Annotated in this window: 21 protein-coding genes; 8 read left to right on the top strand and 13 right to left on the bottom strand. The window is 48.3% G+C overall.

The features are described 5' to 3' along the window. Positions 1 to 11: 11 nt before the first annotated feature. On the top strand, positions 12 to 5783 hold the full coding sequence (locus ACVW2L_RS05265) for a DUF3320 domain-containing protein (protein ID WP_457126912.1): 5772 nt from the start codon (positions 12 to 14) through the stop codon (positions 5781 to 5783). 187 nt (positions 5784 to 5970) lie between these two features. On the opposite strand, the gene ACVW2L_RS05260 is transcribed toward ACVW2L_RS05265, so the two are convergent. Then, a complete protein-coding gene (locus tag ACVW2L_RS05260) occupies positions 5971 to 6432 on the bottom strand; it encodes an Lrp/AsnC family transcriptional regulator (protein WP_457126911.1) in 462 nt (153 codons plus the stop codon). A 111-nt stretch (positions 6433 to 6543) separates the two neighbouring features. Between ACVW2L_RS05260 and ACVW2L_RS05255 the strand changes: the two genes are divergently transcribed. The 3 genes from ACVW2L_RS05255 (at position 6544) to ACVW2L_RS05245 (ending at position 8973) form a co-directional block, all read left to right on the top strand. Then, on the top strand, positions 6544 to 6933 hold the full coding sequence (locus ACVW2L_RS05255) for a RidA family protein (RefSeq protein ID WP_457126910.1): 390 nt from the start codon (positions 6544 to 6546) through the stop codon (positions 6931 to 6933). Positions 6934 to 6937: 4 nt separating this feature from the next. Further along, positions 6938 to 8185 (top strand): aminotransferase class V-fold PLP-dependent enzyme, encoded by a 1248-nt coding sequence (locus tag ACVW2L_RS05250; RefSeq protein WP_457126909.1) that lies wholly within the window; start codon positions 6938 to 6940, stop codon positions 8183 to 8185. 344 nt (positions 8186 to 8529) lie between these two features. Beyond that, on the top strand, positions 8530 to 8973 hold the full coding sequence (locus tag ACVW2L_RS05245; RefSeq protein ID WP_457126908.1) for a GNAT family N-acetyltransferase: 444 nt from the start codon (positions 8530 to 8532) through the stop codon (positions 8971 to 8973). A 113-nt stretch (positions 8974 to 9086) separates the two neighbouring features. Here ACVW2L_RS05245 and ACVW2L_RS05240 read toward each other — a convergent pair whose 3' ends face one another. From ACVW2L_RS05240 to ACVW2L_RS05200, 9 genes are all read right to left on the bottom strand, one after another. Beyond that, the gene (locus ACVW2L_RS05240; RefSeq protein WP_457126907.1) at positions 9087 to 10013 is read right to left on the bottom strand and encodes an alpha/beta hydrolase family esterase; all 927 of its coding nucleotides are present in this window, start codon (positions 10011 to 10013) and stop codon (positions 9087 to 9089) included. 91 nt (positions 10014 to 10104) lie between these two features. Further along, positions 10105 to 10875: a LytR/AlgR family response regulator transcription factor gene (locus tag ACVW2L_RS05235; RefSeq protein WP_457126906.1), complete on the bottom strand. Its 771-nt coding sequence runs from the start codon at positions 10873 to 10875 to the stop codon at positions 10105 to 10107. A 14-nt stretch (positions 10876 to 10889) separates the two neighbouring features. Further along, a complete protein-coding gene (locus ACVW2L_RS05230; RefSeq protein WP_457126905.1) occupies positions 10890 to 11957 on the bottom strand; it encodes a sensor histidine kinase in 1068 nt (355 codons plus the stop codon). Between the two features lie 64 nt (positions 11958 to 12021). Then, positions 12022 to 12396 carry a hypothetical protein gene (locus tag ACVW2L_RS05225; protein ID WP_457126904.1) on the bottom strand — a complete coding sequence of 125 codons (375 nt, stop codon included), beginning with the start codon at positions 12394 to 12396 and terminating at the stop codon, positions 12022 to 12024. A gap of 37 nt (positions 12397 to 12433) precedes the next feature. Further along, positions 12434 to 12664 carry a hypothetical protein gene (locus ACVW2L_RS05220; RefSeq protein WP_457126903.1) on the bottom strand — a complete coding sequence of 77 codons (231 nt, stop codon included), beginning with the start codon at positions 12662 to 12664 and terminating at the stop codon, positions 12434 to 12436. Positions 12665 to 12858: 194 nt separating this feature from the next. Next, the gene (locus ACVW2L_RS05215; RefSeq protein ID WP_457126902.1) at positions 12859 to 13461 is read right to left on the bottom strand and encodes a short chain dehydrogenase; all 603 of its coding nucleotides are present in this window, start codon (positions 13459 to 13461) and stop codon (positions 12859 to 12861) included. 56 nt (positions 13462 to 13517) lie between these two features. Next, a complete protein-coding gene (locus tag ACVW2L_RS05210) occupies positions 13518 to 14381 on the bottom strand; it encodes a helix-turn-helix domain-containing protein (protein WP_457126901.1) in 864 nt (287 codons plus the stop codon). Between the two features lie 113 nt (positions 14382 to 14494). Continuing rightward, positions 14495 to 14893, bottom strand: coding sequence for a nuclear transport factor 2 family protein (locus ACVW2L_RS05205; protein ID WP_457126900.1), 399 nt, complete (start codon positions 14891 to 14893; stop codon positions 14495 to 14497). A 14-nt stretch (positions 14894 to 14907) separates the two neighbouring features. Beyond that, complete coding sequence (locus ACVW2L_RS05200; protein WP_457126899.1) at positions 14908 to 15732, bottom strand: alpha/beta fold hydrolase; 825 nt, start codon at positions 15730 to 15732, stop codon at positions 14908 to 14910. Between the two features lie 67 nt (positions 15733 to 15799). Between ACVW2L_RS05200 and ACVW2L_RS05195 the strand changes: the two genes are divergently transcribed. Beyond that, a complete protein-coding gene (locus ACVW2L_RS05195; protein WP_457130178.1) occupies positions 15800 to 16786 on the top strand; it encodes a helix-turn-helix domain-containing protein in 987 nt (328 codons plus the stop codon). Between the two features lie 55 nt (positions 16787 to 16841). On the opposite strand, the gene ACVW2L_RS05190 is transcribed toward ACVW2L_RS05195, so the two are convergent. The 3 genes from ACVW2L_RS05190 to ACVW2L_RS05180 all read right to left on the bottom strand — a co-directional run bounded on the left by ACVW2L_RS05190 (position 16842) and on the right by ACVW2L_RS05180 (position 19086). After that, entirely contained in the window at positions 16842 to 17129 is a 288-nt protein-coding gene (locus ACVW2L_RS05190; RefSeq protein WP_457126898.1) for a putative quinol monooxygenase, read from the bottom strand. Positions 17130 to 17137: 8 nt separating this feature from the next. After that, positions 17138 to 18139, bottom strand: a complete 1002-nt coding sequence (locus tag ACVW2L_RS05185) for an aldo/keto reductase (protein ID WP_457126897.1) — start codon at positions 18137 to 18139, stop codon at positions 17138 to 17140. A gap of 77 nt (positions 18140 to 18216) precedes the next feature. Further along, positions 18217 to 19086, bottom strand: coding sequence for a helix-turn-helix domain-containing protein (locus ACVW2L_RS05180; protein WP_457126896.1), 870 nt, complete (start codon positions 19084 to 19086; stop codon positions 18217 to 18219). A gap of 190 nt (positions 19087 to 19276) precedes the next feature. Between ACVW2L_RS05180 and ACVW2L_RS05175 the strand changes: the two genes are divergently transcribed. From ACVW2L_RS05175 to ACVW2L_RS05165, 3 genes are all read left to right on the top strand, one after another. Then, a complete protein-coding gene (locus ACVW2L_RS05175) occupies positions 19277 to 20287 on the top strand; it encodes a GlxA family transcriptional regulator (RefSeq protein ID WP_457126895.1) in 1011 nt (336 codons plus the stop codon). 18 nt (positions 20288 to 20305) lie between these two features. Further along, positions 20306 to 21283 carry a type I glyceraldehyde-3-phosphate dehydrogenase gene (gene gap, locus ACVW2L_RS05170; protein ID WP_457126894.1) on the top strand — a complete coding sequence of 326 codons (978 nt, stop codon included), beginning with the start codon at positions 20306 to 20308 and terminating at the stop codon, positions 21281 to 21283. Positions 21284 to 21726: 443 nt separating this feature from the next. After that, positions 21727 to 22572, top strand: a complete 846-nt coding sequence (locus ACVW2L_RS05165; protein WP_457126893.1) for an amidohydrolase family protein — start codon at positions 21727 to 21729, stop codon at positions 22570 to 22572. Positions 22573 to 22649: the final 77 nt, after the last annotated feature.

Here is a 22649-nt window from a genome sequence, read left to right as displayed (position 1 = left end):
GACCTTTAATTATGACGACTGAAACCTTAACACCGCTACAGATAGACCTTACCTTGGCACCGGCGATCAATTTCGCGATGCAACAGAACCATGTACCGGTGGTGAAGCGCCTGGTACTGATGAATACGGGGGATGTGGATTATGAGCACCTGACGGTGGAGATCAGCTCGGAACATGCATTCGCGATTGTGTGGAAAGCCAGTCTGGATAGTTTGAAGGCCGGCGAGAGTTATACGTTCGGCGCTATCCCTTTGCGGATATCGGCGGGCTTCCTCGCGGAACTGACCGAGCGGTTGAGCGGCCATTTGACCTTAAAGGTGTGTTCCGGGACTGAAGTGCTGACTTCGGCCGTTTATGATATTGATTTGCTGGCTTATGACCAGTGGAATGGCGCAGGTTCGGTACCGGAACTGATCGCGGCCTTTGTAACGCCGAACCATCCGGAGATCCCGTCGATCCTCCGGAACGCTTCGGTGTTATTACAGCAATGGACGGGGGACCCATCTTTTAATGCTTACCAGACGCGTAACCCTGACCGGGTAAAAAAACAAATGGCGGCCATCTATGAAGCGATCGCCGGCTTGAATTTGATCTATTGCGCGGTACCGGCCAGTTTTGAGGAGACGGGACAGCGCGTGCGTTTGAGTGACGCGATATTGGCGCAGCGGCTGGCGAATTGCCTGGACCTTTCCCTGCTGTATGCGGCCTGCCTGGAAGCAGTGAGCATAAATGCTCTGATCGTGATGATCAAGGGACATGCTTTTGCCGGTGCCTGGCTATCGGATGAATCTTTCCCGGATGCGGTCAATGATGACCCTTCGCTGATAACGAAGCGGACGGCCGCCGGGATCAATGATATTGTGGTGGTCGAATCGACCTGTATGAACGCGGGTAACCATCCACCTTTTGATGAGGCGGTGCGTTCCGCGGATGCCCGGATGCTGGAAACGCAGAATTTCCAGTTGTTCGTGGATGTAAAGCGGGCGCGCTTTGGTGGTGTCCGGCCACTTCCTTTAAGGCTGGCGGGCGCGCAGGGCTGGGAGATCAAATACGAGGAACAGGCGGTAACCACGGGTTATACGCCGGAAACCGTTACGGTTGACCATAAACCCTTGCAGGTCGATAAGATCGGGGTATCCAAACAGCAGGTCTGGGAACGCAAGCTATTAGATCTGACGTTACGTAATTCCTTGCTGAACGTCCGCATGACCAAAAGTGTGCTCCAGTTCATCACGATCAATTCAGGTAAATTGGAGGATGCGCTGGCGGCGGGTAAGGAGTTCCAGATCCTGGGGAAACCGACAGATTGGAGCAATTCTCCACGGGACGCTGGGATCTACCAGGCGGTCAATACCTCGGACCCGATTTCAGATCTGGTCAACCATGAACTTTCGCACCAGCGGTTGAGGACCTATCTGACGGAGAACGAACTGAACCTGAACCTGACCCACTTGTTCCGGGCCTCGCGTTTATCTTTAGAAGAGAACGGGGCCAATACCTTATTCGTAGGCATCGGTCTGTTAAAATGGTATGAAACGCCGGCGAGCGAACGGCCAAGGTTCGCTCCCATCCTGCTGATCCCGGTAGAGATCGTGCGGAAATCGGCGCAAAAGGGTTTTGTGATCCGTTCTCGGGAAGAGGAAACGATCCTGAACATTACACTGCTGGAAATGATGCGGCAGGATTTCGGGATCGGGATCGGCGGGCTGGAAACATTACCGAAGGATGAGAGCGGCGTCGATGTCCGCGGCATCCTCAATATCGTGCGGCAAGCGATCATGTCGCAGTCGCGCTGGGATGTCGAGGACCAGGCTTTACTGGGTATATTTTCGTTCAATAAGTTCATTCTTTGGAATGATATCCATAATAATTCGGCGCAACTAGCGCAGAACAAGGTGGTGGCCAGCCTGATCTCGGGCCGCTTAGCAATCGGGGAACTTTCCAAGGTAACCAACCTGGATATCCATCCGGGGGAACTGGCTTTGCCGATCAGTACAGATTCTTCCCAGTTACAGGCGATCATCAGTTCGGGCAAGGGCGAAAGTTTCGTTTTACACGGGCCGCCGGGTACGGGGAAATCGCAAACGATTACCAATATCATCGCTAACGCGCTTTATATCGGGAAGAAGGTTTTATTCGTTTCGGCTAAAAAGGCGGCGCTGGAAGTGGTGCAGAAAAGGTTGGATGCAATTGGTATCGGGGACTTTTGCCTGGAACTGCATTCCAATAAATCCAAGAAGTCCGATGTGTTGGACCAGCTGAAGAAAGCCACGGAGGTGGTCAAAAAAGACAGCCCGCAACATTTCCTGGATACGGCTGAGCGGCTGCTGGCGGTACGCAATGAACTGAATGTTTATGTGAACGCGTTGCACCGGCAACGGCCGGGCGGCTATTCGCTGTTCGAGTTGTTCTGCAAATACGCGGCGCTCTCGGATACGGCTTATACGGTATTCTTTCCAGGCGCAGAAGTGACGCGTTTATCGGCCGGGGAACTGACCGTCTGGGATGATCTGGCGGCGGAGCTGGAAGTAGTGGCGGCGATTATCCCGGCACCGGGTACCCATCCTTTAAGAGAATTCAGGTTAGGCAATTACAGCCAGCAGTTAAAGGCGGAGATCCGGCAAACGCTGGAGGAGGTCATTGAACTGGCTGCTGAACTGGACCTCACCCGTTCCTTGGTAACAGCGGCGCTTGGTTTGGAGCCTGGTCCAGTCGATCAGACGGATGTGCTGAGCGAGATGATCGGGATTTTGTTGCAGTTACCCGACTCCCCTGCCGGTTTTTTAACGACCGAATCTCTGGAACAAACTTTGGCGCAGGTCATCGGTATCGCGGGCCATGGTCAACAGCGTAATACCTTGCGTGCGGACCTTATGCAGGTCTTTAACAAAACGATCCTGGAGTTTCCGGCGGAACAGGTGCTGGCCAGTTGGGAGATCGCGGGTGAAAAATGGTTCCTGCCTAAATGGCTGAAGCAACGCGCGATCGTCAAGTCGCTGAAGTCGAAGTCGCTGTCAGGTAACTTTGTCAATGAAGAGATCCCGGGCCTGTTAACGAAGATCATGGCTTACCAGGCGGAGCAGGCGATCATTAGCGGCGCAGCTTATTTACCGGCACTAACAAGATTCTTATGGAATAACGGCGAACCGGACTGGGCAATGCTCATTCAGGTGAGTCAAAGTTATATTGCGCTTAACCGGGCGGCTGGTCAAAGCACGGGCTTGGATGGGTTAAAACGCTGGCGTGACCGTTTCGCCCTTAAATTGAGCGAAGGCAGCAGCGCTTATCTGCGGGCCAATGAAAAGGAGTTCCGTCATTTTATTGGTTTGGGCGGGCGCTTAAAAACAGCCCGTGAACGCCTGGGTCAACTTACGGGCGCGGAGATCGTTGACCTGCAGGTGCAGGCCCAACAATGGCTGCGGCATATTGAAGGACTGAAGGATTGGTTCACTTATACGGCTACGCGGGAACGCGTGATTGCGGGTGGCCTTCAGCCATTGATAACGGCATTTGAGGAACAGCCGATACCGGCGGGTGTGCTTTTTAAGAGTTATCAAAAAGGTTTATATAAAGCGATCGCGGATCAGCTCATCGAGAATAACCCGGTGCTGTCTGGTTTCCACGGCCAATTGTTCGAGGGCAAGATTCGTAAGTTCCGGGAGTTGAGCGACCAGTTCGAGAAACTGACCCGCGAAGAATTGTACGCGCGGCTCGCGGCCAAAACGCCGTCATTTACGCAGGAAGCGGCGCAAAGCTCGGAGATAGGCTTGCTGCAGCGTACGCTGCGCAACAACGGGCGGGCGATGCCGATCCGCAAACTGTTCGACCAGATACCGAATGTTTTACCGCGTTTGACGCCTTGTATGCTGATGAGCCCGATCTCTGTAGCGCAATATTTCGATGCGAGCGCGGCCAAGTTCGACCTGGTGGTATTTGACGAGGCTTCGCAGATGCCGACCTGTGAGGCGGTGGGTGCGATCGCCCGCGGTACGAGCGTGATCGTGGTGGGCGATCCGAAGCAAATGCCGCCGACGAGTTTCTTTGCGACCAATACCTTTGATGAGGATAATGTGGAGCAGGAAGACCTGGAGAGTATTTTGGATGATTGCCTGGCTTTGTCGATGCCGTCCTATCATTTGTTATGGCATTACCGGAGTAAGCATGAAAGCCTGATTGCGTTCAGTAACGCGATGTATTATGATAATAATCTGCTGACCTTCCCTTCTACAGATGATCTGGCAACCAAGGTCAAGCTGATTAAAGTCAAAGGTTTTTATGACCGGGGTAAGACCAAACAGAACCGTGCGGAAGCCAGGGCTATTGTGGATTATATCGTTTACCGTTTATCTACACCTGCGCTGAGTAAGCGGTCGATGGGTGTAGTGACCTTTAGTTCCGTGCAGCAATCGCTGATCGATGACCTGCTTACGGAGACCTTCCTGTTGCGGCCCGACCTGGAAAGGCTGGCATATGAGGCGGAGGAACCACTTTTTGTCAAGAACCTGGAAAATGTACAGGGTGATGAGCGGGACATCATTCTCTTTTCTGTGGGTTATGGGCCGGATGAAACGGGCAAGGTGGGGCTGAATTTCGGGCCGATCAACCGGGAAGGCGGCTGGCGTCGATTGAACGTGGCGGTCTCAAGGGCACGTTATGAGATGCAGGTCTTTTCTACATTGCGGGCAGATCATATTGATCTGAACCGTACGAACTCTGAAGGTGTTGCTGGTCTAAAAGCCTTTTTGTCGTACGCGGAAAAAGGACGGCAGGGATTACCGAGCAATCTGCTGAGTGCCGGGAAACATGCGCCGGGCCTGGAGGAAGCGATCGCTGCGGAGATCCGCAAGCATGGTTACCAGGTAAATACGAGTATTGGCTGTTCGGCTTATAAGATAGATATCGGGGTGGTTCATCCGGAACACCCGAATCAATATATTTTGGCGATCCTTTGTGACGGCCGTACTTATCAGGCAGCTAGAACGCCGGGTGACCGGGAGATCGTGCAGCCGGGTGTGCTGAAGGCTTTGGGCTGGCATTTGATGAAGGTATGGTCGGCGGAATGGTGGGAGAATCCAGACAAGGTTTTGCAGGAGATCCTTTCGGCGATCCACCGGTCGGAGCAGGGAATCAAAGTGGAGCCGGAGCCGGAGCCGCTGCCGGAACCGGTGGTGGAGGAAAATGTGCCCTTCAACTTCCAGGCTACGCGCTCAGTCGTTTCGGCTTTGGCATATTACGAAGGTGCCGAGCTGGAAGCGGTTCGCAGTAGCAGTTCGGAAGATTTCTTTCAGTATGGTTATAAGGAGACGATCAGGTCGCAGATCCAACAGGTGCTCGCTGCGGAAGCGCCGGTGAGCAAGAACCTGTTATGTAAGCGAGTGCTGGCCGCATGGGGTATCGCCCGTATGGGTTCCCGGATCTCGGTTCATTTCGAGACCATTTTCAGGGAACTGAATTTGCAGCAAACGAGTGATAACGGCAATGTGATGTTTTGGCGCGCAGATCAGCAACCGGATGATTACGCCTTATATCGTCTACCGCCAAACGAAACATTGAAACGGGATGCGGACGAACTGCCTTCGCATGAGATCGCCAACGGTATTAAAGCGGTATTGCAAAACCAGATCAGTTTGACCAAAGATGACCTGGTTCGCGAAACGGCCAAGCTTTTTGGTTATGCGCGCTTAGGTACGAATGTAGATATCGCGATGCAACTGGGTATCCGGGTGGCTTTAGCTAAAGGTATTGCTAAAATGGAGGGTAACCGCGTGGTGCTGGTCGGTTAGCATTGTATCTCGATCGGAATTAGCAAATAACTATGCCACCTAGCGAATCGCTAAGCGGCATAGTTATTTATAGCCGTTTACACTACAGGCAGTTACCACCGTCGATGATATCATAAGTGTGGATAAGCACGTGTTATATGCGGTATGTAATTTAAGCGTTCAGAAACTCAGGTCACTTTTATGGGTATTAAATCGCGATTCCGTAACCAACCTTGACCTTGTCCATCACCACATGGGTATAAAAGTGCTTCAGGTTAGGGTTGTCCATTAAATGTATTGTCGAAAAAGCTTCAAAATGGCTCATATCCCTGGTATTGACGATCAGCACAAAATCATATGTGCCGGTCACATAATAGCAATGTGCCACCTCGGCACAACCGCGCATCGCCTGTTTGAACTTCTCAATATTTTTGGAGCTGCCCTCATGCAGGACAACATCGACGATGCAGGTTATGTTCATACCGATAGCGGATGCCGATATGATCGCAACATCGGCCTCGATGATCTTCTCATTCCTCAGTTTGGTTAACCTGCGCTGTACCGCGCTCTGGCTCAAACTGACCTCCGCGCTGAGTTCTTCCGCAGTCAGCCGGTTATTCTGCTGCAGCAAGCGCAGCAATTTTTTATCGTACTCATCAAGCGTATGCATAATTTACCCGTTTTTTTTATAAATATAGATTAATATCAGCGGCTCTTCCAGATAAGCGGGAAAATCAGTCAGACAAACGCCCATAATTTTGCACTAATCAAATTAAAACACATGAAACAAATATTCGCTGACACAGCGCCAAAGGCTATCGGGCCATATGCCCATGCCATCAGCACGGGTAACCTATTGTACTGCTCCGGCCAGACGCCGATAGATCCGCTCACCATGAAAATAGAATCGGACCTTATGGAGGAGCAAACCAAACGGGTAATTAAAAACCTGGAACTGGTGTTGGAGGCGGCAGGGCTAACCCTGAATCACATCATCAAAACCAATGTCTTTATTACCGACATGGAGCTGTTTACCCGGATGAACGCAGCTTACGCAGAATGTTTCGGAACCCACCGGCCGGCCAGAACTACGGTTGCCGTCAGAGGCCTGCCTTATGCTGCGCTGGTAGAAATCGAATGTATCGCCGAATTTAATCAACCTGCTATTTAAAAATATGAATACGAATAAGACCACAATCATGCTACCGGATAATAGTGCTTTCACGGCAGCAGAAATCCAACGGTTTAGGAATGAAACTGCGGGGACAAAAAATGTGATCCACCTCAACAATGCCGGTTCCGGCTTGATGCCTGATGTAGTCACACAGGTGCAACTGGATCATATCAGGCTGGAATCTGAGATCGGCGGCTATGAAGCTGCGGCACTACGTGCTTCGGCTGTTCAAAATTTCTATATCCAGGCGGGAATACTATTTAATTGTAAGCCTGCGAACATTGCCTTTACGGCCAGCGCTACGGATGCCTATACCCGTGCGCTATCTTCCATTCCTTTTCAACCCGGCGATATTATCCTGACAGATAACGATGATTTCGTATCGAACCAGATCCAGTTCCTTTCGCTGCAAAAAAGATTAGGCGTCAAAATCGTCAGGATCAATAATGCCGTGGTCGGTGGTGTAGATCTTAGCGATCTCGAAGAAAAGCTGTTTAAGCACCGGCCCCGGCTATTGGCAATCACCCATATTCCTACCAATTCCGGTTTGGTACAGCCGGTTGAGAAGATCGCAAAGATCTATCAGCAATACCTACAGCAGCATGAAGCTCAGACCTGGTATATCCTTGATGCCTGTCAGTCGGCCGGACAAATGAAATTAGATGTGGAAGCCTTGCGCTGCGATTTTCTCAGCATTACCTGCCGGAAATTCCTGCGGGGGCCGCGCGGCACAGGTGCGCTGTATATCTCGGACAAAGCCTTGAACGCCGGACTGGAGCCAATGTTTATTGACATGCGGGGTGCTGAATGGAAAAACAAAGACGAATACCAACAACAGCCGACGGCGATCAGGTACGAAGACTGGGAATTCGCTTATTCGACTGTCCTTGGCACAGCATCCGCCATTGAATATTGTTTAAATATCGGTGTAGACCGCATCTGTCAGCAGGTAAAACTACTGTCAGGCAGGTTAAGGGAGCAGCTGGCTCAGCTGGAGAAGGTAAGAGTGCTGGACAAAGGGCCGGAACTGGGTGGCCTGGTGACCTTTCACGTACAGGGGGCAGACCCGAAATTAATGGTCAGCGAACTATTGAAAAATAAGATCAATGTGGTGCCGAGTTACCGCGCATTCGGCATCATCGATTTTGATGAAAAAGGCGTGGACTGGGCGATCCGGGCATCACCTCATTATTACAACACCTTGGACGAGCTTGATATTTTCATCGGGAACATCAAGAACATCATTTAACGATCTGGCTGCATAAGAGATATACTTCGCTAATGGGATAGTGCACGAAATTTCTGACTATGAATTTTCATTGTAGTGGCCGGATACGCTACTGCAATGAAAATTACGCTTTTAAGAGTCGCCCGTTAATCAGTAAGGAAGAATTATCTTGCCGGTCACTCAACTAAATAATTTTTTAATATTACACCCAACTTAAGTGGCCGGATACGGGATTCTCCTATTCCCTGATGAGCAAAGAGGTTGTTAGACTTTTTTGTTGTGTGGGATCAAATGGAGCAAGGCTGCAGTCAGCGACTTGAGATACACCGGCATGATCTTTTATATTAAATTTGCGCCTAACAGCTATGAAAGACGCAACGCTTATCGTAATAACAGATGCTAATGTCTCATTGGTCGATGATCTGGTTGAGGACCCAGAAAGGGATGGCTACCATTTTATTGAAAGGACGATAACCGATTGGCACAGCGGCAAAAACAAATTTTCCGGCCCAGGCGAAAATTTATGGGGGCTAATTTCGGGATCAACCTTAATCGCAATCGGAGGGCTTAACCAGGATCCTTATACCGAGGATATGAAAGTCGGACGCGTTCGCCATTTATACGTCGCAAGCGCGCACCGACGTCAAGGTTGTGCAAGCTCGTTAATGAATCATATCCTTCATCAAGGCCCGCTCCATTTTAAGAGACTCCGGCTATTTACCGACAATCCCGGCGCCGGTGAATTCTACAAAAAAATGGGTTTTGCAGAGATAGCCTCACCGAAAGCCAGCCACCAGTTGATTTTCTGACAATCAAGCTGTTCTGGTCAATTGAAACTGCTCCTGCAATGACAGTTACCTTGAGCAAGCTTATTTCAGTGCGGCTTCGTCATTTATCGTCATCACCGTCGATAAAAAAACCACTAAGGCAATGTATACTGATTACAAAAATCCCAGATCAGATTCGTTGCATTGACCACGGTTGACGGGGTATCACCCATCCGGCCCTGCACCGTTGAAGACGGCCAGGCATGACCTCCATCCTCGGTTAAATAGTATTGAATAAGGATATTGCCTGCGCTGTTTTTCCAACTCTTTAAGTCGTAGCCCTGATGCTGCTCTGTCAAGGGATCTGTCAGGCAATGATCTCGTTCCACCCAGTAATTGATCCCTTCCATAACCGGCGGGAAGTTATAATCGCCAATACCGGTACCGCCCGCAACCGGCACTTTGGTGTCCAGCGCACTATGTATGTGAATGATTGGCACAATACCTTGTTTGGAGGCTTCCTTCGGCGCGACCATGGTAGCGCTGACAATCCCTACCGCGGCGATCTTGGACGGCAATTCGGAGGCCAGCCGGTAAGCCATCATGCCGCCATTGGACATACCTGTCACATAAATTTTTTTGCGGTTGATATGAAAGCGGCTGCTGATGTTGTCGATCAATGTGCTGATGAATTTCACGTCGTCAACATGGGTATACATGGCAAAGTCGCAACAGGTGCCGGCGTTCCAGGTACGGACCTTGAATATACCCAGACCGTCCTCTTTCTGCACCCCGTCGGGGTAAACTGCAATAAAACCGGCCTGGTCGGCCTTCTGGTCGAATCCATAAGCTTTTTCAAACTGATCGGCGCTGCCACCGGTACCATGCAGTCCGATGACCATGGCCCGCGTACTGTCATTCTGATAATAGTTTTGTGGAAGCTTGATCATGTACGTCCGGCGGATGCCGTCCACAACTACTTGTTCGCTAAAGTGGTATTCAGCGGGCTTGGGGTCGTCCTTACCACAGGAAAGCATCGTTAAGCAGATGCAGAGGCTGATAAAATTTGTGATCATTTTCATGGTGTTAACTTTATAATTATGATGACACAAAGAAAGGTCGGGAAAGAATGAGATCGGGGATAAAATACAGCCAGGCAGCTGAATCAGCGGTTTAAGCGGTAACCCATGATTTGAATTGGGTCACTTTTTCCCGGCTGATAATGACCTTTTCCGTTGGCTCGGGCTGCAGCCGAACGATTAATTTCCCATTGAAGTAGTGGACAACTTCCTTCAGAGCGGCTTTGTTGATCAGGAACTGGCGATTGGCACGATAGAACTGACGGGGATCAAGCGTTTTTGTCAGCTCATCGAGGGAGCGCTCTTCCAGCAGGTGAAACGTGCCATCTAACCTGGTCCCGCTGATCACCCCTTCCTTAATTTCAAACCAGGCAAAATCCTTTACCTGTACCGGCAGTAATTTGTCTTTGTAAGGGATGAGGAAACTTTGCCGGTAACTACTATTACCAGACAACAGGTTTTGCAGTAGTCCGAGGTAGGTTTCGTCTAATTGACCGGGTTGCCGGCTGGCGCTATGCTGGTCAAATTTATCCAGCGCTTTGCGCACCCGTTCCTCTGTCATCGGTTTTAAGAGGTAATCAAGACCGCTCACCTCAAACGCCTTAACCGCGTACTGGTCGTAGGCAGTGGTAAAGATCACCGGGCATGGCAGGTCAATCTGGTCAAAAAGATCGAAGGCATGGCCATCGGCCAGGTGAATGTCGAGAAAGATCAGGTCAGGTGAATTGCCTTCGCTAAAGTAGCTTACCGCCTCGCGAAGGCTGTCGATCAACGGGGCAAACCGCGCCAGCGGCCGGCAGGTGGTGATCAGTTCCTGTAACTGCCTGGCCGCATTCGGTTCATCTTCTATGAGCAAAACATCCATGGTCTGCAATTTAACTATATCGGTACATACTTGTCATCAGCTAACTTCAAAAGCGGCAAAGCAACCGTGAAAACACCATCCTTATTACTGATGTCTATTGTGCCGCCGCAAAGGTGACGGTAGCGCTGATCCAGGTTCCACAGGCCGGTCCCTGTACAAGCCGCTTTATGGTTCCTTTCATTGACCCGATTACTTACCATTAGGCGGCCTTCTTTTTCGAAAATAGTGATCTTAAGCGGGCTGCTGAGGGAAACTATATTATGTTTGACCGCATTTTCGATCAGTAACTGCAAAGCTACCGGTGGCAAATATAGCGAGCTGTATCTTTCGGGCAGTTCTATCTCGATAAACAGACTTTTCGAATGGCGTTCCAGCAACATATGAATATAAGCATTCGTGAATTCCATTTCCTCGGCCAACGTGATGACCGGCCTGCTGGCGCTGTTCAAAATATGGCGGTAAACCTGCGACATATTGGTAACAAATTTCTTTGCTGCCGCTGCATCCTTATCGATCATCGCATTAATGGTGTTCAGAGAGTTGAATAAAAAATGCGGGTTGACCTGGTTCTTTAAAACCTCAAACGTCGCTTCAGCATTGGCTTTCAGCAGCATCTCATTCCGGAGCCGTTGCTCCTGGTTCTTCCGGAACAAGCGATAGAGCTCAGCGATTAAAATGCATAAGCTGATCTCCAGCACCAGACTGATATTAAAAAGAAACACAGCTCCTCTTCCCGGTCTTAATGCACTTTCTGCGGCGATGCCAGATATCCGGAACATCCACCTGAGCGACAGAAATACTAAAATATTGATCAACAGGCGGTGACTGAACCGCGACGTCCTGATGGTCTTAAACCCGGCATTGATATTACCGTCGGTCGTATTGAGCCACAGAAATAACCAGGCCACCAGAAAACTATACAGGAATTTATTGCCCCAATCCAGCCAGCTTACTTCAATGGCGCCCACATGCGGGTTAACCTGTAAATAGTTAACCATCATCATCCGCGGCAGCGTCAGAAACAAAGCGATAACCAGCGCCGATAAAGGCAATAATTTTCTTGTATTAATGGAGCGGTTCATTCATTATAGCGCATTGAAAAGGTGTTCTCTTATTAATAGCCATCAGTATTATCGTTTCCCTGAATTATTGTGACCGGAGCGATTTTAACTCGTCTTTCATGTCTTTTTGATGGTTCTTAAAGATCTTATATTGTTCAGCGGTCAGCAGGTCTTTTATTTTCTTGTTCCTCTCGCTGCTGGCGGCTTTTAATTTGCGGTATTTGCTGAATTTGGAGCCGTTATCCTGTTTTAATTTAGCTAAGTCTTCGACGAACTGCAAATTTATTTCTTCAAATTTCGGCTGCTGTTCAGGGGTTAGTTTCAGTTCGGCTTTAAAAGCGTCCATCTTTGTTTTCAATTCTTTCTTCTGGTCCTCTGTCAATTTAGTCCGGGTAGTCTGCGCTGAAGCAGTTAATGACAAACTGAGGATCAGGGTTAGCGATACAATTATGTTTTTCATATTGGTATTTATTAATGGTTAAGCAATTTAAGAGTTATTAGTAAATGATAACTTTTCTACGGGGCCTTAGTGGCGCAACCCTAACAATGGGTGCCGGTTTCACGATCACAACGCGACGGGCCGGCAATAATACAGGTGCCGGCTTTACGACCACTACCCTGTGCGGGCGATAAATTACCGGTTTTCTGGTGATCACCACCTGCGCATGAGCCGCCTCGAACTGCAGGCAGCCTGCGATCAAAATAATTAAAAGCAATCTGGTCTTCATCTGTTTTTGTTTTAAAATGGTAAATCTAATTCCCTGCAAAACAATTCAATTGAAGCGCTGTAAACAGAAAATAATCAGCGAAGCGGGAAATGCCGGGTGTGAAACGGCAATTCGGACAGCTAAGCAATGCGTCAATTAAAACCCATGAGTATCGACACCAAGGTTACCTTTGGTCAGCTACTACCGCTGACTGATCAGGAATAAACCTTTAATATTTTCCCATTGACAGCTCCTTCCACACTCAGCAGGTAAGCGTTGACAAGCTTTTCCATCGGTACCAGATTATAGCCCGGAAACAAAGCACCATACCGTTCCTTACTATCGGCTACGAGCCCCGGACTTACCGCGTTGATCCTTTGATCATTCTTTAGTTCCTGCGAAGCAGCTAAAACGAAGCTGTTGATGGCACCGTTGATCATGGCGACTGCCGCACCATTCCGGGCGGGATGAACAGCCGCGATGCCTGTTGTCAGGGTGATCGAGCCTTCGGGGTTTAGAAGCTCTTTACCCAATAAAACCAGATTGATCTGTCCCATCAGCTTACCGTTGATACCGGGCATCATATCTTCCCCGGTCATGCCGTAAAAAGGCCCGTAGTAACCCGTTCCGGCCGTGCAGATAATACTATCTACCTTACCGGTCTCTTTAAACATTGCGGAGATAGACGAAGACGATGCAATATCCACCGTAACATCACCCGAACTTCGTCCGCCAATGATCACTTCATGTTTTTGCGAAAGCCTTTCCGCTACTTTTTTCCCGATGGTGCCGTTTCCACCAATTAATAAAATTTTCATATGCTTTTTTTGAAGCAAATCTACCGGGTTGTGCAGGACGGTATTGTCCAAACGGCTCATTCGATAGCAACAACGGCTCTTATTGCCTGCGGCGTCATTCCAAATTCGCGCTTAAAAGCCCGGGCAAAATAAGAAGTACTTTCAAAAGCACAATCGAAGGCGATGTCGGAAATGCGCTTGGGGGTTGTTTGCAACAACATCCGGGCATGCAGCAGCCTTTGCCGGTTAATATAAATTCTGGGCGGGCAGTCATATTGTTTTTTGAAATCCCGTTTAAAGGCGGCGAGACTGCGGTTGCAAAGCCGGGCCAGTTCGGCTACAGTGATCGGTTGTAAAATATGTTCCGCGATAATTGCCCTCATGTTCGATGGGTCTCTGCTTACGGCACTTTGAATAAACTCGGTCATCTCCTGACGGTAGCCGGAAGAAAATAATAAGGTTAATATTTCCTGTTGCTTGAGTGGAATCAACTGCCGGTAATCAAATAACTGATGGTCGAAATATTGGCGAAACTGTGCTTTAAAATCCTGTATTAACCTGTTTGCAGTCAGAACAACGCAGGGTCCATTTTCTTTAGCTGCCGGTTGCACTGCCGAAGGAACTAAAAAACTTTTCAGCATGCTTTCCGGCAAGAATAACATCAACGCTTCAAAATCCATTCCTTCCTCGAGATATTCGGCCATGACGTAAATGCCTTTTCTTAACAGAAAAACACTGTCTGGCGTAACGCTAAGTGTTTGATCGGCGAAATGGAGCAGCTTCACACCGCTGATGACAAAGATCAGCGTGTTTTCCGTCAGAAAAACCGTACGCTTACCGGCCTTGGACTCTATCTTCAGCTTGGCAAAAATATTCTGGTCAGCAGTTAGAAAAGTAGGGTCATTGGCGGGTGATTCACTTGGAGGAAAGCGGAAAAGCATCGGCGAACGTTTTAATTTGATCCGAATTTATCAATTTTATATGAATGGTATTCGCTGATCACGCCCCGTGATCCGGAAATGAGCAGGCTAATCAGCCTGCTCATACACTTGTTTTATTTGCCCCAGAAATCATCCTCCAGTGCTGCGTCTTCCGTGAATATCTCCACATTAACAATATGACCGTTGTTTACGGAATAGACATCAATATTATTAACGTTCAGTTCCTTTCCTCCGGCGTTGGTCGCCTGCCAGTTAAGCGTACAAGCCACCCGGTCGCCATTCACACTTATCGGGCTGAAGTTGGTCAGCTTCAGGCTATTGTCAGACAGTTCAAACATCTTACCGACCATTTCAAATACTTCGGGGCTGGATGTTTTGATGCCTGAAAGCTGGTTTGCACCTGGTTGGTTCCAGTTGACCTCCGGGTGCAACAGCATTCCTACAGTATCCAGATCCATTTCTTTTACGGCGGTTAAAAAATTAAATACAAGTTGTTTTGCGTTATTTTCCATGATTACGTTTTAGTTTATGCTTTTTGCTCAGATTGGATAAAATCAAGGATATCCTGGTTGAGCTGATCAAAATGGGTCAGAAAGATGCCGTGGGGTGCGCCTTTATACTCTTTATAAGTGCAATTCGGGATGATCTCTGCGGCCATTCTTCCGAAGTGCACGGGTATAGAAGCATCGGCAGTACCGTGGACAAGCAAAGTTGGTAAGGTTACCTTCTTAAGTTCTTCTCTGAAGTCGGTTTCAGACACCTGGTGGGTACCTTCTATCGCCGCTTTTAAAGAGGTGGTCAGAATCATATTTCGTGTCCAGGTGATGACGGCCTCAGATACGCCGGTGTATTCCGGCACATAGAATGCATTGCCGTTTTCCGTTAACCAGTTGGGAAAATCTTTCCGAATGGCCTTACGTGTGGCTTCAAAACAGCCAAAATCGACGCCCTGCGGATTATCCTCGGTTTGGAGTAAGTAAGGCAAGGTCGGCGCGATAAGCACGATATTGCTGATACGATCCGTGCCGTACCGGGTTAGGTAGCGAATGATGGTGCCACAACCCATTGAGTGACCAACAAGCGTGACATCGCGCAGGTCGAGCTCCGAAACCAGTCTTTCCAGTTCTTCAGAATAGGTATCATAGTTATAAGGGGCTCCATCCCTGTCTGAACGGCCGTGACCCCGGCTGTCAAATGCGATACAACGCATTTTTTGTTCATTAAAGTGAAGCATGTGCAGCTCCCACATATCTGAATTCATGGCCCAGGCATGAAGAAATACGATTGGTTTGCCGGTTCCCCAGTCCTGGTAGAAAAGGCGGGCTTTGTTTTTCGTTTTGATAAATGACATATTATTTTTCTTTTATGATGACAAAATTATTTGGTAGCGATAAAGAGAAATTGATATTTTGCGACAAATGAAAATTGCAGCGATACATCTCAATGGCTACATGGATTATGCACGGGTGCGCGGAATAGCGGTTCCGGAGCTGATCCAATTGCTAAAAAATGCGCCGTCCGATTTCTCCGATGAAGCCGCACAAATTGACGTGGAAGACTTTTACCGGGTACTTAAATTTATTGACGGCCGCTTAAAGGATGAGCTTTGGGGCATTAAAGCCGGAAATTTCCTCACGCTTAAATTGCTCGGTATCATTTACCAGTTATCACTTCAGGCAACGACGATCGAAGAAGCCCTCCATTATCTGCAGTCTTACCTTGACGCCACGCTCCCACTGGTGAAAGCGCAGATCGATGGTTCCGAAAAAGCGGTGGTCATTCAGTTTGAAATACCAAACGACGACGACGCGATCAACCGGGTGATCTTAGAAAACATGCTGGCGATCATTTCCCGGGAGATCACTTTCATGTCCAGAAAGCACTTGTCCATCAGCTTAACCTCTCCATTTTTCAATACCGCTTACCCGGCAGGTTGGGAAAAAAGCGGATCGTTTGGGATCAGCTTTGAACCCGGGATTTTAAAAGCGGCGCTGAGGCCTTATGATCAATTCAAGTTGGATGTACTGATTCCAGCATATTTGCAACTGGTTGAACAATGGAAACCCAGTGATAGCTTCGGAAGCGCGGTAAAGGTGACCATGCTTTCCATGTCTGATCTCCAATTACCCGGTATACAGACCATTGCTGATGCGCTGTTTCTAACGCCACGAACGCTGCAAAGGCGCTTAGGCGAAGAGAACTTAACTTTCCGAAAGGTCACCGAGGAACTGAAAAAAAAAGTAAGCACCTTACTTTTGCAGCATGATAAATATCCGGTAGCTGTGATCGCCGGGATCCTGGGTTACAGTGAGCCGGCGTCCTTTATCCATGCCTTTAAAAAATGGCATGGCGATGCTCCTTTAAAAACCAGGGCCAGATGGAAAGCGGCACCATTTGATATTTAGTTCAGCAACGGATGCCAATTACCTTTTGGCATCCGCTATTCCCCACCCTACCCTATTAAGCCAGCTCATCGATGATAACTTCCGGCTCGTTTTTCAGCAACGGGGTCACTTTGGATAGAAAAGCCCCAAGATGCCCGGAGCCAAAATGTTTATCCAGCGCCTCCTGATCCCGGTATAACTCCAGAAAAAGAAACGAAGTGCTTTGGGAAGTATCCTGATAAAGATCATAAGCGATATTTCCATCTTCGGCCCGGCTTTCCGCAATAACATCTGCGGTGTACTGCTGAAATAACTCCAGCGACGCTGCTTCATTAAGCAGCAGTTTAGCGATAACTCTCTTCATATTGACTGTTATTTATCGATTAACCGCATAGCCCCTTCACTGTACCTGGCCCCGGTATTTGAAAACCGGCGAAGCAAATTGTCTATCGCCAGCAGATCAGCTTCGTCGAGTGAGACATCTATAGCACCCACATTTTCTTCGAGATAGCGTCTCCGCTTGGTGCCTGGGATAGGAATGATATGCTCCCCTTGTGCCAGCAGCCAGGCTAAAGACAGCTGCGCCGCGCTGCAATCTTTAGTTCTTGCCATATCGGCCAGGCTGGCTGTCAGTTGTTTATTGTTCTCGGCGTATTCAGCCTGATATCTCGGCAGGGTTTTCCGGAAATCATCCGCCGATAAATTGGCTGGATCCAATGTGTTAGTGGTCATTCCGCGCCCTAAGGGCGAATAAGCGACCAGTGATATGCCCAGCTCCCGCGTAGTTGCCAGGATATCACCTTCTACATCCCGCGTTAATAAAGAATATTCAGATTGCAGCGCGGATATAGGATGAATGGCATGCGCTTTACGGATAGTTGCCGGGGAAGCTTCACTTAAGCCCAGATAGCGCACCTTGCCCGCCTTCACCAGTTCAGCCATCGCACCAACAGTTTCCTCAATGGGTACTTTAGGGTCAACCCGGTGGGCATAATAAAGGTCAATGGTATCAATCCCCAGTCGTTTCAGGCTGAGATCGACTGCCGTTTTTACCCAGGTTGCGGACCCGTCGGCGTAAACATTACCGGTCCCGGCGTAGCCCGCTGCTCCCTCCCGAAAACGAAAACCAAACTTGGTCGCTAAAAAAACCTTGTCCCGGTTTCCTTTCAGCACTTTAGCGATCAGTTCTTCATTTTTCCCGTTGGCATACATGTCGGCGGTATCCCAAAAATTAACGCCCAGCTCCAGCGCACGGTGTAAAGTAGCCAGGCTTTCTTTTTCATCTGTCGGGCCATAAGCATAGCTCATGCCCATACAACCCAGGCCAATTGCCGAAAGTTGTTCTGTTGTTTTTCCTAGATTTCTGTATTGCATTACCTTTTCTTTTTAAGCAAAGGTAATTTGACCCGCAACCAACCAGTTTATACGTATCAAGCAAAAGCGTATAATAATCAAACAATTGGTTTGCGAAAATCATTGGGCGCGCCGCCTGACAGTTTCTTAAAGAAAATAGAAAAGTAAGACGGGTATTCAAAACCCAGGCTATAGGCTATTTCAGCGATGGTCCAGTCGGTATGCTGTAAAAGAGCTTTACCTTCCAACAGCAATCTTGCTGCAATGTGCTCGGTAGTCGGTTTGCCGGTAATGGTCTTAACGGCACGATTGAGATGATTTACATGGATCGAAAGGCTGCGCGCGAAATCGGCGGCGGTTTTCAGTTTTAACTGCATGCCGGGGTTGTCTATCGGGAACTGCCGCTCCAGCAGTTCAAAGAAAAGGGTACAGATACGCGATGAGGCGTTTTTAGGTTTTTTAAAGTTTTCGCCCGGCTCCATCTTCATGGCCTCGTGAATAAGGAGGTGCAGCTGGTGGCGCAGCACTTCGTATTTATGACTATAATCAGAATGCATTTCCTGCAGCATTTTTTGATAGATCGCTGCAATATCCTGATGTTGCTGGGAGTCCATAAAAAACACCGGATTGCCGCCGACGCGAAAGAGCGGAGATTCCTGCAATGCGCCGATACGGTCATTAGGCTGAATAAAGGCTTCGGTAAAAAGGCAGAACCAGCCTGTCTGCATTTCCGATTCAGGCTCCCAGGCATACGGTATAAGTGGATTGGAAAAAAAGAGCGCCGGCTGGTCTATGCGGATCCACTTATCGGCATAGTGCAGTGTTCCCGTACCTATGACAAAGCTGATCTTATAAAAGTCGCGACGGCTGTAGGGTGTTGTTACAGAACACGCGTTGCGTTCAAAAACATTGAAATGCCCCATGCCCGACACCTGCATTGACCGTGCCTGAGGTGTAGGAAACGACATGCGTTCGTAAAAGGCTTCGACACTTTCTGAATTTACCATCGATTAAATTTATAAAAATCAAATCAAAACTAACTAATTGACCCATTCCTGGCGACTGGCTGAAGGCGACTTGGCCTGAATTGTATAATTTATGTCTTTCCGGCTATCGTATTAAGGTTTAATTTTGTTGTTCACCAGGCTGATCATACTCATGGAGGATCAAAAAAAGAAAAGAGTGGTTATCGTCGCGATGACCGGCCATCTGTTACTGGACTTTGCCGGACCGGTTGATGTCTTCAATGCGGCTAACAAAATTCTGGAATTCAGGGGTCTGGCGCCGGGCTACGAGGTAGCGGTTGTGTCACCTAGAAAAGATAAAAGCATCAGTAATTCTGCCGGAATGGAACTGATCTGTGCACACTCGGCAATGGATATCCAGGGCCCGGTCGATACGTTACTGATCGCCGGAAGCAACGATATCCAAAATCTGGATACGCCGATGTATCAGGACCTGTTCACCTGGCTAGCGGAGATCAACCCGCTAAGCCGCCGCATCGGATCAGTCTGTGCGGGTGCCTTTGTGTTGGCAAAGGCCGGCATATTGAACGGGGTCCGGGCCACTACGCATTGGGACCGCAGCGATCTTCTAAAGAAAAATTACCCGCTCATCAAGGTCGATAGCAACCCCTTTTACATCAGCGATCAAAATGTTTACACCTCTGGTGGCGTGTCAGCCGGAATTGACCTGGCCCTGGCCTTAGTCGAAGAAGACTATGGTAAAAACATCGCCTTGCAGGTAGCGCGGAGGCTGGTGTTCTATCTTAACAGGCCCGGCTTCCAGGTGCAGTTTGGTAATTTATTACCGAACTATGATACCGGCAGCATCACCGAAAAACTGAACGAGTGGCTGAAAGAGCATTTGCACGAACCCTTAAATAATGTGCGGCTGGCCGATCACATCAACATGAGCCCCAGAAATTTCACCCGGGTTTTCCAAAAACAAACCGGTATGTCGCCCGCTAAATATGTAGAAAAGTTAAGGTTGGAAGCGGCAAGAAAATATCTGGAGGATACTGACCTTTCACTCGAACAAATCGCCGATAAATGCGGCCTGGGAGGCCTGGTATCAATGCGGAGAACTTTCCTCAGACATTTAATGGTCACGCCATCCGATTACAGGCGGGCTTTTAAAACGTCTATAGCAGACCTGGTAAATGGATAAAATCAAAAAAGTAACAATATGAAAATAGCAATCAATGGATTCGGCCGGATCGGCCGGATGACGCTTCGTGCCCTGCAAGCCCATCCTGAAGTGGAAGTCGTGGCCATCAATGACCTGACGGACATTAAGACGTTAACGCACTTATTTAAATATGACACCGCCCATGGGCGTTTTCCCGGTGAAGTATCGGAAGACGGGGATAACATCATTGTCAACGGCAAACAGATCCGCTTGCTGAGCGAAAAAGATCCGCTCAAATTACCCTGGGAATCGCTGAACATCGACGCGGTGATAGAATCTACCGGCAGGTTTACCGATAAATCCACCGCACAGGCGCATATCACTGCCGGTGCTAAAAAAGTATTGATTACGGCACCTGCCACGGGCGGCGTCAAAACGATCGTCTACGGCGTGAACAACGAATTGATCGGCGGAGATGAAATTTATTCTACCGCTTCCTGTACGACGGGCTGCATCGCACCGATACTTTACATCCTTGACAAAGAATTTGGCGTCGAATCCGGCTACATGGTAACCGTACATGCCTTCACCGCAGATCAGAACTTACAGGATGCTCCGCATAAAGATCTGCGCCGGGCGCGAGCGGCTTCGCATTCAATCATACCTACTTCGACTGGCGCGGCGAAAGCGATTGGCGATGTACTTCCTGCCCTGAAAGGAAAATTAGATGGTTATTCTTACCGGGTTCCGGTCATAGACGCTTCTATTGTTGACCTTTCCATTAACCTGAAGAAGGAAGTACCGGCTTTGGAGTTGAATCGCATTTTTAAACACTACGCTGAAAACTCGTTGAAAGGCATTTTAGCTTATACGGAGGAGCAGTTCGTGTCATCCGATATTCTGGGGAATACCCATTCTTCGATCCTGGATAGCAGCCTGACCAAAAACATCGGTAAAATGGTGAAAGTGGTTTCCTGGTATGATAACGAAGTGGGGATTTCTAACCGGATAGCCGAGATGATCAGCAAACTATAAAGAACGGCTTCCGGTGATCAAAGTAATTGTTTGCCAAGACAAATCGAGGCGTTTTGGCTTCAATTGCAGAATGTAAATGCACAAATACAAAACGATGGATAAGTTTGATCATATTCTCCTGTTTAAAACCAACATTGTAAACAAGACAGATAAAAGGATAATTAAGTTGCTCAAAGACGCAGGTGTAAGCAAGTGGCACGTTGACTGCGAAGATTGTGATAAAGTTTTACGAATCGAATCCAGCACTTTACACCATCAGACTATTATAAATCTGCTGAAAAACCAAGGCTACGAATGTTCTGAATTGACGTAGCACTACATTGTTAACTAAATAATTCGAACGCTTGCTGCTTCACTATCGAGGCGAATGCATGTTTGAAAATTAAACATTTGAACTTTTTATTATGAATAGCATTATGAATAACTTCTCAACACGATTAAACATGAAAATGGCGAAAGCTAACCTAATAATCCTGGTAGCAATCTTTTTTGGGCACTGCGCTAAGGCCCAGCAACTCGTCTATGATAATCATGTTCATATTTGGGAAGGTGATAAATCTGTACAGAGCTATTTGGCTCAATTGAAAAGCACCGGACAGACCGCTACCAGATTTGGTGCCATACTGATCGCCAAAAGGGGTGAACCGCTAAGAACGAAAGCTAAGAATGACGAACTGATAGCGCTGTCGAAAAAATACACGCAACTGCTGCCCATTTGCTCTGTGCATCCCCTGGATGGCGACGAAGCCATCAACGAATTGAGACGGATCGGTAAATTAGGCGTGAAAGTGATCAAGATCCATCCGCACACCCAGGACTTCGATGTTACCGATGCTAAAGTAAAGGCACTTTGCCAGGAAGCCGGCAAACTGGGGATCATTGTGCTCATGGATAATGCCAATATCAAGCCAGGTGACAGCGAAAATCTATTTAACCTGGCCATTAACTGTTCCGGCACCAAATTCATTTTTGCACATATGGGGGCGTTCAATTTCCGCTTTTGGAATATTTTGAATTCCATTCGCACGGCCGAAGATTTTTACAAGAACAATATCTATTTTGATATTTCAGCCACGGTTGTCGCTTTAGCGGACTCCCCTGTTGAAGCAGAATTTGTTTGGACAATGCGAAATGCCGGAATCGACCATATCCTGCTGGGTTCAGACTATCCGCAATTCAGCCTTAAAGATAATGCAGACGCGCTGGACAAGCTGGATCTACGGCAAGAAGAGAAAGACAATATTCGTTACAATAATGCCAGAACGCTGCTTTTTCCTGAATCAAAATAGGTGGGATTATTGATTGCTGCCCGCCGGCAAATGATGTTGATTTAGCCTTAAAAGGTGAGATCGTAAATAAAAAAATA

Source organism: Mucilaginibacter sp. HD30 (assembly GCF_054061755.1).
Note: the sequence above shows the minus strand (reverse complement) of the source record. Positions and strands in the feature narration are given on the sequence as shown.

Excerpts from the sequence above, each read along its gene's own strand:
- ACVW2L_RS05225 (WP_457126904.1), bottom strand. The coding sequence starts at position 12,396 with ATGAAAAACATAATTGTATCGCTAACCCTGATCCTCAGTTTGTCATTA.
- ACVW2L_RS05175 (WP_457126895.1), top strand. The coding sequence starts at position 19,277 with ATGGAGGATCAAAAAAAGAAAAGAGTGGTTATCGTCGCGATGACCGGC.
- ACVW2L_RS05235 (WP_457126906.1), bottom strand. The coding sequence starts at position 10,875 with ATGGATGTTTTGCTCATAGAAGATGAACCGAATGCGGCCAGGCAGTTA.
- ACVW2L_RS05210 (WP_457126901.1), bottom strand. The coding sequence starts at position 14,381 with ATGCTTTTCCGCTTTCCTCCAAGTGAATCACCCGCCAATGACCCTACT.
- ACVW2L_RS05185 (WP_457126897.1), bottom strand. The coding sequence starts at position 18,139 with ATGCAATACAGAAATCTAGGAAAAACAACAGAACAACTTTCGGCAATT.
- ACVW2L_RS05165 (WP_457126893.1), top strand. The coding sequence starts at position 21,727 with ATGAAAATGGCGAAAGCTAACCTAATAATCCTGGTAGCAATCTTTTTT.
- gap (WP_457126894.1), top strand. The coding sequence starts at position 20,306 with ATGAAAATAGCAATCAATGGATTCGGCCGGATCGGCCGGATGACGCTT.
- ACVW2L_RS05245 (WP_457126908.1), top strand. The coding sequence starts at position 8,530 with ATGAAAGACGCAACGCTTATCGTAATAACAGATGCTAATGTCTCATTG.
- ACVW2L_RS05255 (WP_457126910.1), top strand. The coding sequence starts at position 6,544 with ATGAAACAAATATTCGCTGACACAGCGCCAAAGGCTATCGGGCCATAT.
- ACVW2L_RS05260 (WP_457126911.1), bottom strand. The coding sequence starts at position 6,432 with ATGCATACGCTTGATGAGTACGATAAAAAATTGCTGCGCTTGCTGCAG.
- ACVW2L_RS05220 (WP_457126903.1), bottom strand. The coding sequence starts at position 12,664 with ATGAAGACCAGATTGCTTTTAATTATTTTGATCGCAGGCTGCCTGCAG.
- ACVW2L_RS05240 (WP_457126907.1), bottom strand. The coding sequence starts at position 10,013 with ATGAAAATGATCACAAATTTTATCAGCCTCTGCATCTGCTTAACGATG.
- ACVW2L_RS05265 (WP_457126912.1), top strand. The coding sequence starts at position 12 with ATGACGACTGAAACCTTAACACCGCTACAGATAGACCTTACCTTGGCA.
- ACVW2L_RS05190 (WP_457126898.1), bottom strand. The coding sequence starts at position 17,129 with ATGAAGAGAGTTATCGCTAAACTGCTGCTTAATGAAGCAGCGTCGCTG.
- ACVW2L_RS05195 (WP_457130178.1), top strand. The coding sequence starts at position 15,800 with ATGAAAATTGCAGCGATACATCTCAATGGCTACATGGATTATGCACGG.
- ACVW2L_RS05180 (WP_457126896.1), bottom strand. The coding sequence starts at position 19,086 with ATGTCGTTTCCTACACCTCAGGCACGGTCAATGCAGGTGTCGGGCATG.
- ACVW2L_RS05205 (WP_457126900.1), bottom strand. The coding sequence starts at position 14,893 with ATGGAAAATAACGCAAAACAACTTGTATTTAATTTTTTAACCGCCGTA.
- ACVW2L_RS05250 (WP_457126909.1), top strand. The coding sequence starts at position 6,938 with ATGAATACGAATAAGACCACAATCATGCTACCGGATAATAGTGCTTTC.
- ACVW2L_RS05215 (WP_457126902.1), bottom strand. The coding sequence starts at position 13,461 with ATGAAAATTTTATTAATTGGTGGAAACGGCACCATCGGGAAAAAAGTA.
- ACVW2L_RS05200 (WP_457126899.1), bottom strand. The coding sequence starts at position 15,732 with ATGTCATTTATCAAAACGAAAAACAAAGCCCGCCTTTTCTACCAGGAC.
- ACVW2L_RS05230 (WP_457126905.1), bottom strand. The coding sequence starts at position 11,957 with ATGAACCGCTCCATTAATACAAGAAAATTATTGCCTTTATCGGCGCTG.